12 protein-coding genes are annotated in these 15,821 nt (G+C 68.1%); 4 read left to right on the plus strand and 8 right to left on the minus strand.

The annotated features are described in order from the left end of the window. Nucleotides 1-101: 101 nt before the first annotated feature. The gene (locus FVO59_RS16525; protein WP_259363151.1) at nucleotides 102-224 is read right to left on the minus strand and encodes a hypothetical protein; all 123 of its coding nucleotides are present in this window, start codon (nucleotides 222-224) and stop codon (nucleotides 102-104) included. A 23-nt stretch (nucleotides 225-247) separates the two neighbouring features. On the opposite strand from FVO59_RS16525, the gene FVO59_RS09940 reads away from it, so the two are divergent. The 3 genes from FVO59_RS09940 to FVO59_RS09950 are packed head-to-tail and all read left to right on the plus strand — an operon-like array spanning nucleotide 248 to nucleotide 4,743. Next, a complete protein-coding gene (locus tag FVO59_RS09940) occupies nucleotides 248-2,122 on the plus strand; it encodes an ABC transporter ATP-binding protein (RefSeq protein ID WP_182252493.1) in 1,875 nt (624 codons plus the stop codon). After that, nucleotides 2,119-3,927, plus strand: coding sequence for an ABC transporter ATP-binding protein (locus tag FVO59_RS09945; protein WP_182252494.1), 1,809 nt, complete (start codon nucleotides 2,119-2,121; stop codon nucleotides 3,925-3,927). Before FVO59_RS09940 ends, FVO59_RS09945 begins: the two co-directional genes overlap by 4 nt. Before the next feature lie 51 nt (nucleotides 3,928-3,978). Then, on the plus strand, nucleotides 3,979-4,743 hold the full coding sequence (locus FVO59_RS09950) for a hypothetical protein (RefSeq protein ID WP_182252495.1): 765 nt from the start codon (nucleotides 3,979-3,981) through the stop codon (nucleotides 4,741-4,743). Between the two features lie 27 nt (nucleotides 4,744-4,770). Here the strand turns inward: FVO59_RS09950 and FVO59_RS09955 are convergent, their stop codons facing one another. From FVO59_RS09955 to FVO59_RS09985, 7 genes are all read right to left on the minus strand, one after another. Continuing rightward, complete coding sequence (locus FVO59_RS09955) at nucleotides 4,771-6,207, minus strand: GH1 family beta-glucosidase (RefSeq protein WP_182252496.1); 1,437 nt, start codon at nucleotides 6,205-6,207, stop codon at nucleotides 4,771-4,773. Then, nucleotides 6,204-8,435 (minus strand): alpha-xylosidase, encoded by a 2,232-nt coding sequence (gene yicI, locus FVO59_RS09960; protein WP_182252497.1) that lies wholly within the window; start codon nucleotides 8,433-8,435, stop codon nucleotides 6,204-6,206. Before yicI ends, FVO59_RS09955 begins: the two co-directional genes overlap by 4 nt. Continuing rightward, nucleotides 8,435-9,322, minus strand: a complete 888-nt coding sequence (locus FVO59_RS09965) for a carbohydrate ABC transporter permease (protein ID WP_220465660.1) — start codon at nucleotides 9,320-9,322, stop codon at nucleotides 8,435-8,437. Before FVO59_RS09965 ends, yicI begins: the two co-directional genes overlap by 1 nt. Further along, complete coding sequence (locus tag FVO59_RS09970) at nucleotides 9,322-10,287, minus strand: carbohydrate ABC transporter permease (RefSeq protein WP_182252498.1); 966 nt, start codon at nucleotides 10,285-10,287, stop codon at nucleotides 9,322-9,324. The genes FVO59_RS09965 and FVO59_RS09970 overlap by 1 nt, the downstream gene beginning before the upstream one ends. A gap of 58 nt (nucleotides 10,288-10,345) precedes the next feature. Further along, nucleotides 10,346-11,647, minus strand: a complete 1,302-nt coding sequence (locus tag FVO59_RS09975) for an ABC transporter substrate-binding protein (RefSeq protein ID WP_182252499.1) — start codon at nucleotides 11,645-11,647, stop codon at nucleotides 10,346-10,348. Between the two features lie 124 nt (nucleotides 11,648-11,771). Beyond that, complete coding sequence (locus FVO59_RS09980; RefSeq protein ID WP_182252500.1) at nucleotides 11,772-12,791, minus strand: LacI family DNA-binding transcriptional regulator; 1,020 nt, start codon at nucleotides 12,789-12,791, stop codon at nucleotides 11,772-11,774. Nucleotides 12,792-13,006: 215 nt separating this feature from the next. Further along, on the minus strand, nucleotides 13,007-13,465 hold the full coding sequence (locus FVO59_RS09985; protein WP_182252501.1) for a GNAT family N-acetyltransferase: 459 nt from the start codon (nucleotides 13,463-13,465) through the stop codon (nucleotides 13,007-13,009). 126 nt (nucleotides 13,466-13,591) lie between these two features. Here FVO59_RS09985 and FVO59_RS09990 point away from each other — a divergent pair, with 126 nt between their 5' ends. After that, nucleotides 13,592-15,808, plus strand: coding sequence for an NADP-dependent isocitrate dehydrogenase (locus tag FVO59_RS09990; RefSeq protein WP_182252502.1), 2,217 nt, complete (start codon nucleotides 13,592-13,594; stop codon nucleotides 15,806-15,808). Nucleotides 15,809-15,821 lie beyond the last annotated feature (13 nt).

Genomic DNA, 15,821 nt, shown 5'->3' on the forward strand with positions numbered 1-15,821 from the left:
ACTCTTGCGCAGAAAGCGTCTTCCCCAATAGGCTCGAAGGCTGTCGCGCCGACCGGGCGACGAAGCCGATGCCCAGGAGGACGCCATGACCAAGACGACTGTCACCCCACTCCTCGGCTCGCGCGCACTCCGCCTGCGCGACTGAGCGTGCGGCCGGCGACCTCGGGGTCGCCTCGCGCCACGCCCGCACCGGATGCCATGGCATCCGCACCCGTCTTCGTCACCCACTCGCCACGCAACGAGAGTCATGTCTGCCACCTCCTCTTCGTCGTCCCTGTCAACGTTCGCCGCGCTCTGGCGCCTGAAGCCCTTCGTGCGGCCGATCATCGGCCGCCTGATCGGCGGTGCGCTCAGCGCACTCGCCGCCGCCGTCATCGCCCTGATGATTCCGATCGTGCTCGAGCAGGTCGTCAAGAACTTCGACCTCGGCGGAGGCGCGGACGCGGCCCTCGGGTTCGTCTTCGCCGGGGCATTCGGCGTCCTGGCGCTCGCTCTCGGCGAGGCGGTCATGGTGTGGCTGCGCCGCTGGTTCGTCCTGACTCCGGCCACCGAGGTCGAGTTCCAGATGCGTGCCGAGCTCTACTCGCGGCTTCAGAGCCTTCCAGTCGCGTTCCACGACCGCTGGCAGTCGGGCCAGCTGCTCAGCCGGATGATGCAGGACATCGGCCTCATCCGACGCTGGATCGCGTTCGGCCTGATCCTGCTCGTGGTCAATGTGCTCACCATCGCCATCGGCGCCGTGCTGCTGTTCCGCTGGCACTGGCTGCTTGGTGTGATCTTCCTGGTCACTGGCGTGCCGATGTGGATCCAGGGGTACCTGTTCGAGAAGCGCTACGGCACCCTTGCCCGCCGCAGCCAGGACCAGGCGGGCGATCTCGCCACCAGCGTCGAGGAGAGCGTGCACGGCATCCGCGTGCTGAAGGCGTTCGGGCGCGGCAAGCACGCGCTGACGCGCTTCAGCCGCCAGGCCGAGACGCTGCGCGAGACGGAGCTGAGCAAGGCGCGCGCGATCGCCGAGATCTGGTTCTGGCTCGACCTCATGCCGCAGATCGCATTCGGGCTCAGCCTCATCTCGGGCATCTGGCTGATCGCACAGGGGCAGATCGACGTGCCTCAGCTGTTCGCGTTCTTCGCGATGGCCGCGGTGCTGCGCTGGCCCATCGAGTCGATCGGCTTCCTGTTCTCGTTCATGCTCGATGCCCGCACGGCCACCGACCGCGTGTTCGACATCTACCAGGAGACGAACACGATCACCGACCCCGCTGCTCCGGTGCGACTGGGACAGCCACGCGGTGAGCTCGCGTTCGAGGGAGCGCACTTCCGCTATCAGGACGCGGGGGCGCACGAGCGCGACCTGCTCGACGGCATCGACCTGGTGCTGCGGCCCGGCGAGACGATGGCGCTGGTGGGTCTGACCGGCTCGGGCAAGACCACGCTGACCACGCTGCCGGCGCGCCTGTACGACGTGACCGCCGGTCGCGTCACGCTCGACGGCGTCGATGTGCGCGATCTCGAGCTGTCCGAGCTGCGCCGGCATGTGGCGATGGCCTTCGAGGACGCGACCCTGTTCTCGGCATCGGTCCGGGAGAACGTGCTGCTGGGTCGCGCCGACCTCGACATCCACAGCGAGGAGGGCGAGCGGGTGCTGCGTGAGGCTCTCGACGTCGCGCAGGCCGGCTTCGTCGACACCCTGCCCGAAGGCGTCGAGACGATCATCGGCGAGGAGGGGCTGAGTCTCTCGGGCGGCCAGCGCCAGCGTCTCGCGCTCGCCAGGGCCGTCGCCGCCGACCCCCGGGTGCTCGTGCTCGATGACCCGCTGTCGGCGCTCGACGTCGACACCGAGGCACTTGTCGAAGAGGCGCTGCGTCACGTGCTCGCCGACACGACCGCGCTGATCGTCGCGCACCGGCCGTCGACCGTCGCGCTCGCCGATCGTGTCGCGCTGCTGGAGCGCGGCCGCATCACCGCCGTTGGTACCCATTCCGAGCTGCTGCGCTCGAGCTCGCACTACCGCCACGTCATCTCGAGCCTCGAGGCCGAGGAGGCGGCGCGCACCGGCGCGATCGACATCATCCCCGACACGAGTGACGAACCCGAGACCGAGAAGGAGGTGCAGGCATGAGCATCGCAGGCACCAGGGGCGAGGACCGCTCCAACTACACCAAGGACGAGAGCAGGGCCATCAGGCAGCGCTCGCTGCGCCTGCTCGGCTCGCTCGTCGAGCCGCTGCGTCTGCGTATCGTCATCGCCGCGCTCGTGCTCGTCGTGTCGACCGCGCTGCAGGTGGCGGGCCCGATCCTGATCGGCATCGCCCTCGACCGCGCCCTGCCCCACCTTCTCGAGACCGCCGACTGGATGCCCGCGATCACCGTCACGGTCGTGTACCTGCTCGCCGGGATCATCGGCTCCGCGCTGATCGGGCTGTACGTCGTGCTCGCCGCGAGGATCACCCAGGCGGTGCTGCTCGACCTGCGCAAGCGGATCTTCCTGCACACCCAGAGGCTCAGCCTCGAGTTCCACGAGTCGTACACCTCGGGCCGCATCATCTCGCGCCAGACCAGCGACCTCGACTCGATCCGCGAGCTGCTCGACGGCGGCCTGAACAACCTCGTCTCCGGCGTGCTGTTCGGTCTGTTCACCTTCATCGCGCTCGTGATCGCCGACTGGCAGTCCGGCGTGATCCTGCTGGTCGCAGGCATCCCGCTGCTGCTTCTGATGCGCTGGTTCTACTCCCGCTCCCAGGTGGTCTACCGCGAGTCGAGGGTGATCAGCGCCAAGGTGATCGTGCAGTTCGTCGAGACGATGACCGGCATCCGGGCCGTGAAGTCGTTCCGGAAGGAGCCGCGCAACGACGAGACGTTCCGCAAGGTCGCCGGAGACTACCGCGACGTGAACCGGCGCTCGATGGTGCTCTACGGCACCTTCGAGCCTGGCCTGATGGGCATCGCCGCGCTGACTCTCGCCGGTGTCGTCCTGTGGGGCGGCCTTCGCGTCGCAGACGGCGCACTGGGCGTCGGCGTGCTGCTGGCGACCGTGCTGTACGTGCGCAACTTCTTCGCGCCCATGCAGGAGATCGCGATGTTCCTGAACTCGTACCAGTCGGCCACGGCCGCACTCGAGAAGGTGTCCGGAGTGCTCGAGGAGCAGCCCACCGTGCCCGATCCCGAGAAGCCGGTCGATCTGTGGGAGTCGCGCGGCGCGCTGCGATTCGACGGGGTCACCTTCGCGTACAACGACGACAGGACGATCCTGCCGGACTTCACGCTCGACATACCTGCCGGGCAGACGATCGCGCTGGTCGGCACGACGGGGGCGGGCAAGTCGACGCTGGCCAAGCTCGTGTCGCGGTTCTACGACCCGACCGCTGGTCGTGTGACTCTCGACGGCGTCGACCTGCGCATGCTGCACCCGAAGGACCTGCGCCGGGCCATCGTCATGGTGACGCAGGAGGCCTACCTGTTCAGCGGCACCGTCGCAGACAACATCGCGCTCGGCAAGCCCGATGCGACGCTCGAAGAGATCCGCGCCGCCGCTCGCGCCGTGGGCGCCGACGAGTTCATCTCATCGCTGCCCGACGGCTACAGCACCGACGTGAACAAGCGCGGCGGGAGGGTCTCGGCCGGACAGCGTCAGCTGATCTCGTTCGCGCGCGCGTTCCTCGCCGACCCCGCCGTGCTGATCCTCGACGAGGCGACGGCCTCGCTCGACATCCCGTCGGAGCGGCTCATCCAGCAGGCGCTGCAGACGCTGCTCGCCGACCGGACCGCGATCATCATCGCGCACCGCCTGTCGACGGTCGCGATCGCGGATCGCGTGCTGGTGATGGAGCACGGTCGCATCATCGAGGACGACACCCCTGCCGCGCTGATCGGGGGCACCGGGAAGTTCGCCCAGCTGCATGCGGCCTGGCAGGAGACGCTCGTCTGACATCGGTCGGCGGCCTGGCCGCGGGCGCTGGTCGGAGATTAGGTTGGAAGAGTGGAACCGATCCTGCTGCTGGCCGCCGAACTGTGGTGGGTCGCCCCTGCAGCGGCGGCCGGCGCAGGAGCGACCGGATACGCGATCGTGCGAAGGCGGGGAACGGTGAACGGCAGAAGGCTCGGCTACGACGCTGCGCGGCTCGAGCTGCGCCGGGCGCAGCTCGACGCGCGTGCCGCCGCCGACGCGGCCAGGGTCGCCAGGGCCGACGCCGCAAGAGTCGCCGCCGAGAAGGCCGCGGCACGGGCGGACGCCTCGGCCGTGGCATCCGCGCGTCGGGCGCTGCGCGAGGCGCAGCTTGCATCGCGAGCCGCGGTCGCGCGGGTGAAGGTCAGCCGGGTGCGCGTCTCGACGGAGCGATCGGCGATGGCGGCCGGCGGGATGCTGCCGCTGGAGCGACTGCGCGGACGGCACGACGTCCTGCTCGCGCGGTGGATGGAGTACGAGACCGATGCCGCCCGCGCCATCGCGTTCCCCGCGATGAGCGACGGACGTCAGCCGGCGACGGCCGCGTTCCTCGCCGCGCTCGAGCGGGCTCGGGATGCCAGGCCGCGGCCCGACTCGCGGGTCACCGCCGAGGACTTCGCGGCGTACCGTGCATCGATCGACGACCTTGAGCGCGCGTTCGACGTCGCCGAGCGCGCCGCTCGCGGAGAGCAGGTGCCGTCCGAGCTGCCGGATGCCTTGTGGGACGCCGCGCGCACGATCGCCATGCGCACGTCGGACTCGGTGATCGCCTGGACGACCAGAAGGCGGCGTCAGTAGCCGACCCTGCGGGACGCTCGCGTCGGGTCACACGGGGAGGGCTCGGGTGCGGATCAGGTCCCGGTACCAGTGACCTGAATCCTTGACGGTCCGCTGGAGCGTATCGAAGTCGACCCGCACGATGCCGAACCGCTTGGCGTAGCCGTAGCCCCACTCGAAGTTGTCCAGCAGCGACCACACGAAGTAGCCGCGCAGATCGACGCCCCGCTGCAGCGCCCGATGCGCCGCGGTGAAGTGCCTGCGCAGGTAGTCGGTGCGCTCGGGATCGGGGACCGTGCCGTCGTCTGCGACGTGGTCGTCGAAGGCTGCTCCGTTCTCCGTCACCATGAGCGCCTGATCAGGGAACTGCTCCGACAGTGAGACGAGCAGCTCCTCGAGCCCTTCCGGCGCGATGTTCCAGCCCATCGCGGTGTACGGACCCGGCTGCTCGACGAACTCGACGAGCTGATCGCTGCCAGGCCACGCCGTGCCGCCGACTGCGCCCTTGTGACCGTCGTTCTGCTGCTTGGGCGAGATCCCGTCCCACAGTCGCACCGTGGCGGTCGAGTAGTAGTTCACGCCGAGCACGTCGATCGGCTGGTGCACGGTCGCCAGATCTCCTTCGCGGACGAAGGACCAGTCGGTGACGCTCGATGTGTCCGCCAGCAGATCCGCGGGATACTCGCCCCTGAGCATCGGCCCCGTGAACGATCGGTTCGCGAGGGCGTCGATGCGCCGCATCGCCTCGGACGCACCATCGCCCTGTCCGCGCAGAACGTGGAAGTTGAGCGTCACCGAGTAGTCGGGGTCGCCGGTCGAGGTCGCCCTCAGCGCCTGCAGCGCCCGGCCGTGCGCGAGGTTGAGGTGATGGACGGCGGCGAGGGCGGACGCCGGTTCGTGCCGGCCGGGCGCGTGACCGCCCTGGCCGTACCCGAGGTACGCCGAGCACCAGGGCTCGTTCAGCGTGGTCCAGGTGTCGACGCGGTCGCCGAGCGCCCGGCCCATCACCTCGGCGTACCGCTCGAAGGCATCCGTGGTCTCGCGAGCCGCCCATCCGCCCGCATCCTCCAGGTACTGCGGCAGATCCCAGTGGTACAGCGTCGCGACGGGTCGGATGCCGCGCTCCCGCAGTCCGTCGACCAGGCGGGAGTAGAAGTCGATGCCCTTCTGATTGATCTCACCGGAAGCAGTCGGAACGATGCGCGGCCACGCGATCGAGAACCGGTAGGCCTCCAGACCGAGCTCGGTCATGAGATCGAGGTCCTGCTCCACCCGGTGGTAGTGATCGCAGGCGATGTCTCCGGTGTCGCCGTTCCAGACCCGGCCCGGCGTGCGGCTGAACGTGTCCCAGATCGACGGCGTGCGGCCGTCCTCGCCTGCCGCACCCTCGATCTGGTACGACGCCGTCGCCGACCCGAAGACGAAGTCAGGGGGGAACAGCAGCCCGCTGCCGCGGTAGTCGTCGGCGGGCGTCGACGGGCTCACAGGGTCACCGCCGACAGGTCGACGTCATACGATCTCTCGAGGCCATCCGGGCTCGTCACGGTCACCGTGCTGCGGCCCGCGCCGCCGGGGAAGACCCGAAGCTGCAGTCCGTCGTGGTAGTCGTAATCGGGTCGATCCGTGCGCGCACCCCAGGGCAGCGCGGTGCCAGGGCGCACGTACAGCGGAAGCGAAGAGAAATCGTGCGACTCGCGACGCCATCCGCCCCCGGTCACCGTCTCGCCAGTCAGCAGAGACGTCCATTCGCCTGCCGGCAGATAGAAGTCCACCGACCCGTCGGCCGAGAACACCGGGGCCACGAGCAGGCTCTCGCCCAGCATGTACTGCCTGTCGAGATGGCCGACCGCCGGATCGTCGGGGAACTCCAGCTGCATGGGGCGCATGAGCGGCACGCCGGTGGCCGCCGCAGCCAGCCCCTGCTGGTAGAGGTAGGGCATCAGGCGCATCTTGAGGTGCGTGAACCGGCGGGTGACATCGACTGCCTCCTCGTCGAACATCCACGGCACACGGTAGGAGCTCGAGCCGTGGAAGCGGGAGTGCGACCCGAGCAGGCCGAAAGCCGTCCAGCGCTTGAAGACGCCGGCATCGGGCATGCCTTCGAAGCCGCCGATGTCGTGACTCCAGAAGGCGAAGCCACTGAAGGCGAGCGACAGCCCGCCACGGAGGGTCTCGGCCATGGAGGCGTAGGACGAGGTCGAGTCGCCGCCCCAGTGCACCGGCATGCTCTGACCGCCGGCGGTCGCCGAGCGCGCGAACAGCACCGCGTCATCGGCGCCGCGCGCCTCGGTCAGCACGTCGTGCACGGCACGGTTGTACAGGTCGGTGTACAGGTTGTGCATGCGCGCCGGATCGGACCCGTCGGACCAGGCCACCTCGGTCGGGATGCGCTCGCCGAAGTCGGTCTTGAAGCAGTCGACGCCCTGATCGATGAGCCGGCGGAGATGCCCCTGGTACCACGCGGTGGCGTCGGGGTTCGTGAAGTCGACCAGGGCCATGCCGGCCTGCCACAGATCCCACTGCCACACCGAGCCGTCGACGCGCTTCACGAGGAAGCCCTGGTCGGCCGCCTCGCGGAACAGGGGCGAGCGCTGGGCGATGTACGGATTGATCCACACGCAGACCCGCAGGTCCTTCTCGTGGAGTCGGGTGAGCATGCCCTCCGGGTCGGGGAACACCCGCGGGTCCCATTCGAAATCGCACCAGTTGAACTCGCGCATCCAGAAGCAGTCGAAGTGGAACACCGAGACCGGCAGCTCGCGCGCGGCCATCTCGTCGATGAACGAGGAGACGGTCTGCTCGTCGTAGTCGGTCGTGAAGCTCGTCGAGAGCCACAGACCGTACGACCAGGCAGGGACGACCGGAGGGCGTCCTGTCAGCGCCGTGTAGCGACGAAGCACGTCCTTCGGAGTGGGACCGGCGATCACGAAGTACTCGAGGACTTCGCCCGACACCGAGAACTGGACGCGCTCGACGGCCTCGGAGCCGATCTCGTACGAGACGTGACCCGAATCGTTCACGAGCACGCCGTAGCCGCGGTTCGACAGATGGAACGGGATGCTCTTGTACGCCTGCTCGCTGGAGGTGCCGCCGTCGGCGTTCCAGATGTCGACCGACTGCCCGTTCTTGACCAGGGGACCGAAGCGCTCGCCCAGGCCGTACACGAGTTCGCCGACACCCAGGTCGAGCTGCTCGTGCACGAACGTCTTCGACGAGAGCGATGAACCGCCCTGGCGAGCATTGTCGATGATTCCGGCGTCGACCTGGGCGTCCGCCGCCAGGCGCACGTACCCCTGGGCACGGTGACCGCTGCCGGTCACGCGACGACCGTCGACCTCGAAGGAGAGGTTCCAGGGCGCTCCCGGGGTGATGCGGGCGACGAGGGCACCGGAGTCCAGCTCGCCGCCGGCATCGCTCACCGTGGTGCGGGCCGATCCGGAACCGGCGCCGGGAAGGGAGAAGCCCCCATGCCAGCGCCCGCCCTCGTGGTGAGCGACCCGCACGCGGATCACGCCCTCGGCAGGGGAGGACAGCGTCGTGGTGATCACGGGGCGGTTGAGCGTGTCGCCGCGCTTGCTGATCACCATGGTGGGGGCGGTGATGACGATGCCTGCGCCATCGGGGGTGGACGTCTCGGCGATGTCGTGCGCTTCCTGCGCGTAGAGCGCCGTGACGCCCGGTCGCAGTTGCCAGAACCCGTCGGTGAACTTCATTACTTGACTGCTCCTGCCGTGATGCCGCGCGTGAGGGTGCGCTGGAAGATGAGGAAGAAGATGAGCGTGGGGATGACGCCGAGCAGAGCCGAGGCGCTCGTCGTGGTGACATCCATGAGCCGGTCGCCCTGCAGCACGCTGATCGCGACCGGAACGGTCTGATTCGCATTCGATGCCAGGAACGTCAGCGGGATGAGGAACTCGTTCCACGTCCAGATGAAGAAGAAGATGAGCAGCACCGACAGGGTGGGGCGGCTGATCGGGAACACCACGCGCCAGAGGATCTGCCATCTGCTCGCGCCGTCGAGGGACGCGGCCTCGAGCACCTCCTTCGGGAAGGTGCCGTAGACGGATGACAGCAGGTACGTGCCGAACGCCGCCTGGACGACCGTGAAGACGATGATGACCGACCAGACGTTGTCGTACAGGCCGACCGACTTGAACATGTAGTACAGGGGGTAGAGCAGCGCCTCCTGGGGGAGGAGGTTCGCCATCAGGAAGAGGAGCACGATCCACGAGCGCCCGCGCACTCGCCCGATGCCGATCGCGAACGCGTTGAGCATGGAGATCACGACCGCCAGCACGGCGACGATGCCGGAGATGAAGATCGAGTTCCACACCTTCTCCGGGAAGTTCACGCGCTCCCAGAACGTGATGATGCCCCCGAAGTCGAGCGTCTCGGGAAGGGCGAGCGGACCCGAGGTCGCGTAGTCGACGGGCGACTTGAACGAGTTCACCAGCACGAGATAGAACGGCGCGACGACCAGCAGTGCGCCGATGACGACGAGTGCGAGCATCAGCCAGTCGACGGGGCGCTTCTTGGTCATGCCGCCCCTGGCGCGGGTCCTGCCCGGCTTGCCGGTGATGATGGCGGTGGTGGCGTGCATCACAGACCCGCCCTTTCCTTGCGTTCGAGCGAGTTCTGCACCCGGATGAAGATGATCGACACGATGACCACGACGATCGTGAGGACCGTGGCTATCGTGGCGCCGTACCCGACGTTCCTCTTCGTGAAGAACTCCTGGTAGGCGTAGTAGGCCGGCACGAGCGTGGAGCCGGCCGGGCCGCCGCGCGTGATGATGTAGACCGGGCCGAAGACCTTGAGCGCCGCGATCGTGCAGGTCAGCGTCACGACGAAGATCTCGGGTCGGATGATGCTCATCGTGATCGCCGAGAAGCGCTGGAACCAGTTCGCTCCGTCGAGCTCAGCGGCCTCGTAGAGCTCGGGGTCGACCCGCTGCAGCGCTGCCATGAACACGACGACCGGGTAGCCGAGCTGCACCCAGACCATGACGACCATCAGCACGATGAGCGCCGAGGGCATCTGACCGAGCCAGTCGTACGCGGGGATGCCGAACCAGCCGAGCATCTGGTTGAGAGCGCCGTCGCTGCCAGGGCGCACGATCCAGCCGATGACGATGCCCGCCACGGCGATGGGAAGGATCTGCGGGAGGTAGTACGTGGCGCGGAGGAAGCTGCCGACCTTGCCGCCGAACTTGCGCCCGACCACATCGAACAGCAGCGCGGCGACGATCAGGCCGAGGATCGTGGGCACCACGACCATGGCGATGATCATCCACACCGAGTTGGTGAACGACGTCCAGAAGTCGCCGTCGCCGAGGATCTTCTGCCAGTTCTCGAGGCCTATGAACTCCGGGCTGCGCACGCCTCGCCATCGGGTGAAGGTCAGGTACACGTTCCAGACGAGGGGCACGATCACGACGATCAGCAGCAGCACGAAGCCGGGCAGCAGGTACATCCAGTAGGCCCCGGTGCCCCCGCGACGCTGGGGGATGGAGGGCTGTTCGGGCGGCAGCTTCGTGCGGCCCTCGCGGCGGGTGACGAGTGACATGTTCATCTCCTGTGGGATGCGGGGGCGGCGCCGCGCAGCGTCCGCCCCCGCAGACGGATCAACGGAATTCCGCGGTGCCTTCGTCGTACTGCTCGCCGAGGTTCGCATTCGTGGTCTCGGCGTCCTGAACGCCCGTCACCAGACCCTGCAGCTCCTGCACCAGCACGTCGTAGAAGCCGGGTGCAGGCCAGTCCGGGTAGAACGAGAGGCCGTCGGCCTCCAGGACGCCGTTGAACGTCTCGATGAGCTCTGCGCTCTTCTCGTCGGTGATGTCGTCGATCTCGGCAGCCACCGGAAGACCGCCGTTGTTGCCGATGATGGCCTGGATCTCGGGGCGCATCGTGATGTCGATGAACTCGTAGGCGAGCTCCTTGTTCGCGGCGTTCTCCGGCACGACCCAGAGGTTGCCGGATGAGCCGAGCGAGAGGTCCGCGCCGGGGAACGCGGTCATCGTCCAGTCGAAGCCGGTGGCCTCGGCGACGAAGCGGCCGAACCACCATGAACCCGAGACGAAGATCGGCGAGGTGCCGTTGATGAACGAGACTCCGGCATCCTCCGCCTTCACCGAGGAGACGTCGGAGGCGATGTAGCCCTTGTCGACGTACTCGGCGATGGTCTCGGTCGCCGCGGTGACCTCAGGACCCTGCCAGTCGACCTCTCCGTCGTACAGCTGGTACTGATCGACGAATCCGCGGTCTCCCGCATTGAGCGCGAGCTGGTACCAGAGCTGACCGAGCGGGTACTCGGCTCCCGCTTCGGCGAGCGGCGTGACGCCCTTGGCCACGAAGGCGTCGAGCACGTCGACGAACTCGTCGTACGTGGTGGGGATCTGCAGGCCGGCTTCAGCGAACGCGTCCTCGTTGTAGTAGACGCCGACGAACTCGCCGTAGTTCGGCACTCCGAACCAGGTGTCGCCGCCCATCACGCCGTCTTCGGAGTACTTGGCCGTCGTCTGCAGCGACGGGGCGAGCTTGTCGTCCCAGCCGTACTCCTCCACGGCATCCGAGATGTCGGCGATCAGCCCGGTCGACGCGAGGAAGCCGGCCGTCGCGTTGCCCTTGTTGAACTCCATGAGGTCGGGGGCCGCGTCGGTGTCGAGCACCTGGCTCGCGGTCTTCTGGATCTGCTCGAAGGACTTCTCCTCGAACTCGACGGTGGCGCCGGTCTCCTTCTCGAAGATGTCGATGGCCTCGGCCCATGCCTTGCCCATCGCGCTGTCGGCGCCTTCGTAGTGCCAGAGCTTGAGGGTCTGGCCGTCGCCGCCCTCGTCTGTTCCGGCGGTGCAGCCGCTCAGGGCCACTCCCGTCGCGGTCAGCGCGGCCAGGGCGGCCACTGTCGTGCTGCGAATCCTGCGTGCCATCGTCGGCACTCCTTTCTGGGCGGCCCTCTCGGGCCGGACACTGCGGTGGGTCGGGATGTTCAGTTGTGGGAGGATCGTCGAAGCGTTTCGACTCGCGTCATGACGATCTGTCGGGCTGTCGCGTTCAGCGCGAAGGCGGTGGTGGGGCGACCGAGCCTGCGTCGAGGTACTCGGGCGGGATGAGGTGGATGCGGGGGGCGGCCGTGCGGTCGTCCAGGTGCTCGAGGGCGAGGTCCACCGCGAGCTCACAGGATGCCTGGGGGCTCAGCGGAATGGTGTCCACCGGCGTCGTCAGCGTGCCCGTGTCGAACGATGCCGCCGCCGACACGACAGAGACATCGCGTCCCACTCGCAGGCCGCGGGAGTCGATGGTCTGCAGCAGGGCCTCGTGCGCATCGCCCACGGCATGGACGATGAACGCCCGGTGACCGGCGTCGAGGGCGGACTCGGCCGCTGCCCGGACCGCGGCCCGGTCGGTCTCGGATGCCCCGGTCGTGACCCAGTCGAGCTTGAGCGAGCGCTCCGATGCCCGCGTCTGCACGCCGCGCAGCAGTCGCCGGGGGAAGTTCGACTTCCGGTACGCGACCTCCGTCTGCCCGAGGAGGGTGACGCGGCGATGCCCGGCATCGGCAAGGCGGTCCACGGCGAGATGGCCGGCGCCTTCGAAATCGAGGTCGACGCAGGTCAGGCCGCTCGCGTCGCGGGGGACGCCGATGAAGATCGTGGGAGTGCGCACGCTGCGCGCGATCTCGGCTCGTTCGTCATCGGGAGCGACGTCGAGGACCAGGATCGCGTCGACGAGCCGGCTCGCGGCGACCCTGTTCATCCCGTCCGAGGCCTGCTCGTCGGTGAGCAGCAGGATGTCGTAGCCGCGGCGCCTGGCTGCGACCGCCGTGGCGAGGACGAACGCCATGTGGGTGGGTGCGTGGGTGTCGGCTCTCAGCGGCTCGGTGAGGGCGAAGATATGAGTGCGGCGACCGGCGAGCATCCGTGCCCCGGCGTCCGGCTGGTACCCGAGCGATTCCGCCGCGTCCTCGATGCGTCGCCGTGTCTTCTCGGACACCGGGCGTTTGCCGCTCAGCGCATACGACACGGTGCTGATCGACACCCCGGCAGCCTGTGCCACCTCGTGGATCGTCGTCATCGGGACCTCGTCTGCGGATCATCGAAACGCTTCGCTAGCGCTTCCGGGTCGATGATACGCATACCGTGTCAGAGAAGGCAAGGTTTTTGTGGTTGAAGACAACAAATCGATGCCACGCACGCTCCCGGCCGGCCCGACGCCGACGGGGGAGCGCTCTCAGAGAGAGCGGCGACGAGGTCTCGATGGGGGAGGGGATTCGAGACCCCGCCGCCGGTTCAGCTCGTGACGCGTATCTGCGCGATGACCTCGGAGTACTCGGTCTCGCCCACCGGCTCGAAGCCCACGCGGCGGAAGAACGCCTCGGGCCCGGCCTCGCCGGCTTCATAGATCACGTTCACGTGATCGACGCCGCGGGAGCGGGCCTCGTCGATCAGGGCTTCCACGGCGAATCGTCCGACGCCGCGCCGCTGCTCATCGGCGTCGACGTTGATTCGCCACAGCACACTGCGGAAGTGCTCGTCGGCCGTGTCGGCGTCGAAGCTCGCGCTCACGAAACCGACCACCTCGTCGCCATCGAGCACCACGCGCTGCCACGACGTCTGCGGGTTCACGACGGTCGCGGCGATCCCGTACGACACGGGAGCGAGGAACTGCTCCTGTCCCGGACGCAGGGACAGATTGTTCACGGCGACGATCGTCGCAGCCGAGAGCTCTTCCACGCGCAGTTCCGTCATGATCCCAGGCTAGCGCCTCGGCGGCGTTCCGTGTCGTCCGAGGCCAGTGAACTCCTGCGGGGTCCGCACGACGGACTCGGGTATCTTGGTATCGAGATAAATCTGCCCTCGCGAACGGAGATCCCGGTGACCGACGACGCCATCATCTACACCTACACAGACGAGGCGCCGGCTCTGGCCACCGCTTCCTTCCTGCCGATCATCAAGGCCTACACGGGTCAGGCGGGCATCGAGGTGGAGACCCGCGACATCTCGCTGGCGGGTCGCATCCTCGCCGCCTTCCCCCAGAAGCTCACGCCCGAGCAGCAGGTCGGCGACGCGCTCGCCGAACTCGGCGGGCTCGCCACCCTGCCCGAGGCGAACATCATCAAGCTGCCGAACATCTCGGCATCCATTCCCCAGCTCAAGGCTGCGATCGCCGAGCTGCAGGACAAGGGCTTCGACGTCCCCGAGTACCCCGACGAGCCGCAGTCGCTCGAGGAGAAGGACGTCCGCGCCCGCTACGACCGGATCAAGGGCTCGGCGGTGAACCCCGTGCTTCGCGAGGGCAACAGCGACCGTCGCGCACCGCTCGCGGTGAAGAACTACGCGAAGAAGCACCCGCACCGCAACAAGCCGTTCGCCGAGGGCTCGAAGACGCGGGTCGCGACCATGGGCCACGACGACTTCAAGAGCAACGAGCGCTCGTGGGTCGCCGCGCACGACGAGGTGCTGAGCTTCCAGCATGTCGCCGCCGACGGCACCGTCACGGTGCTGAAGGAGGGCCTGAAGGTCCTCCCGCGCGAGATCATCGACGCCACGTTCCTCTCGGCCAAGGAGCTCGACGCCTTCCTCGCCGAGACGCTCGAGCAGGCCAAGGCCGACGACGTGCTCTACTCGGTGCACCTCAAGGCGACGATGATGAAGGTCAGCGACCCGATCATCTTCGGTCACGTCGTGAAGGCGTTCTTCGCCGACGTGTTCGCGCAGCACGGCGACGCGCTCGCCGCGGCCGGGCTCAGCGCCAACGACGGCCTCGGGTCGATCCTCGCCGGCCTTGCCGAGGTCGCGGACGGCGACGAGATCGCCGCTGCCTTCGAGCGCGCGATCGACGGCGGTCCCCGCCTGTCGTACGTCAACTCCGACAAGGGCATCACCAACCTGCACGTGCCCAGCGACGTGATCGTCGACGCGTCGATGCCCGCCCTGGTGCGCAACGGCGGCAAGCTGTGGGGCAAGGACGGCGGCGAGGCCGACACCATCGCGGTGATCCCCGACTCGTCGTACGCGAGCGTCTACCAGGCCGTGATCGATGACGTCATCGCCAACGGCCCGCTCGACCCGGCCACCATCGGCACCGTGCCGAACGTCGGGCTGATGGCCCAGGCCGCCGAGGAGTACGGCAGCCACGACAAGACGTTCGAGATCGCATCCGACGGCATCGTGCAGGTGCTCGACAGCGAGGGCACGGTGCTCATCGAGCACACGGTCGGCGCCGGCGACATCTGGCGCGCGACGCAGACCAAGCACATCCCGGTCATGGACTGGGTCAAGCTCGCGGTCGGCCGCGCCCGCGCCACCGGCGCTCCTGCCGTGTTCTGGCTCGATGCGAACCGCTCGCACGACGCGCAGATCATCGCCAAGGTGCACCAGGGCCTCGCGACGCTCGACACCAAGGGGCTGACCATCACGATCCTCGCTCCGGAGGAGGCCACCCGCTACACGCTCGCGCGCATGCGTCACGGGCTCGACACCATCTCGGTCACGGGCAACGTGCTGCGTGACTACCTGACCGATCTGTTCCCGATCCTCGAGGTCGGCACCAGCGCCAAGATGCTCAGCATCGTGCCCCTGCTCGCAGGCGGAGGGCTCTTCGAGACCGGCGCCGGCGGCTCCGCCCCCAAGCACGTGCAGCAGCTCGTCGAGGAGAACTACCTGCGCTGGGACTCGCTCGGCGAGTTCTTCGCGCTGGCCGCCTCGCTCGAGCACTTCGCAGACCGCACGGGCAACGAGAAGGCGCGCATCCTCGCCGAGACGCTGGATGCCGCGACAGGCACCTTCCTGGAAGAGGACCGCTCACCGGGCCGTGCGCTCGGCACGATCGACAATCGCGGCAGCCACTTCTACCTCGGCCTGTACTGGGCGCAGGAGCTGGCGAAGCAGACGAAGGATGCCGAGCTCGCCGAGGCCTTCGCCCCGATCGCCGAGAAGCTCGCCGAGAACGAGCAGAGGATCGTCGACGAACTCAATGCGGTGCAGGGCCGGCCTGTCGACATCGGCGGGTACTACCGCCCCGACGCCGCGAAGGTCGATGCTGCGATGCGTCCGTCGGCGACGCTGAACGGCGTGATCGACGCGCTCTGACCCATGACGCAGA

The organism is Microbacterium esteraromaticum (genome assembly GCF_014084045.1).
Taxonomy (GTDB): domain Bacteria; phylum Actinomycetota; class Actinomycetes; order Actinomycetales; family Microbacteriaceae; genus Microbacterium; species Microbacterium esteraromaticum_D.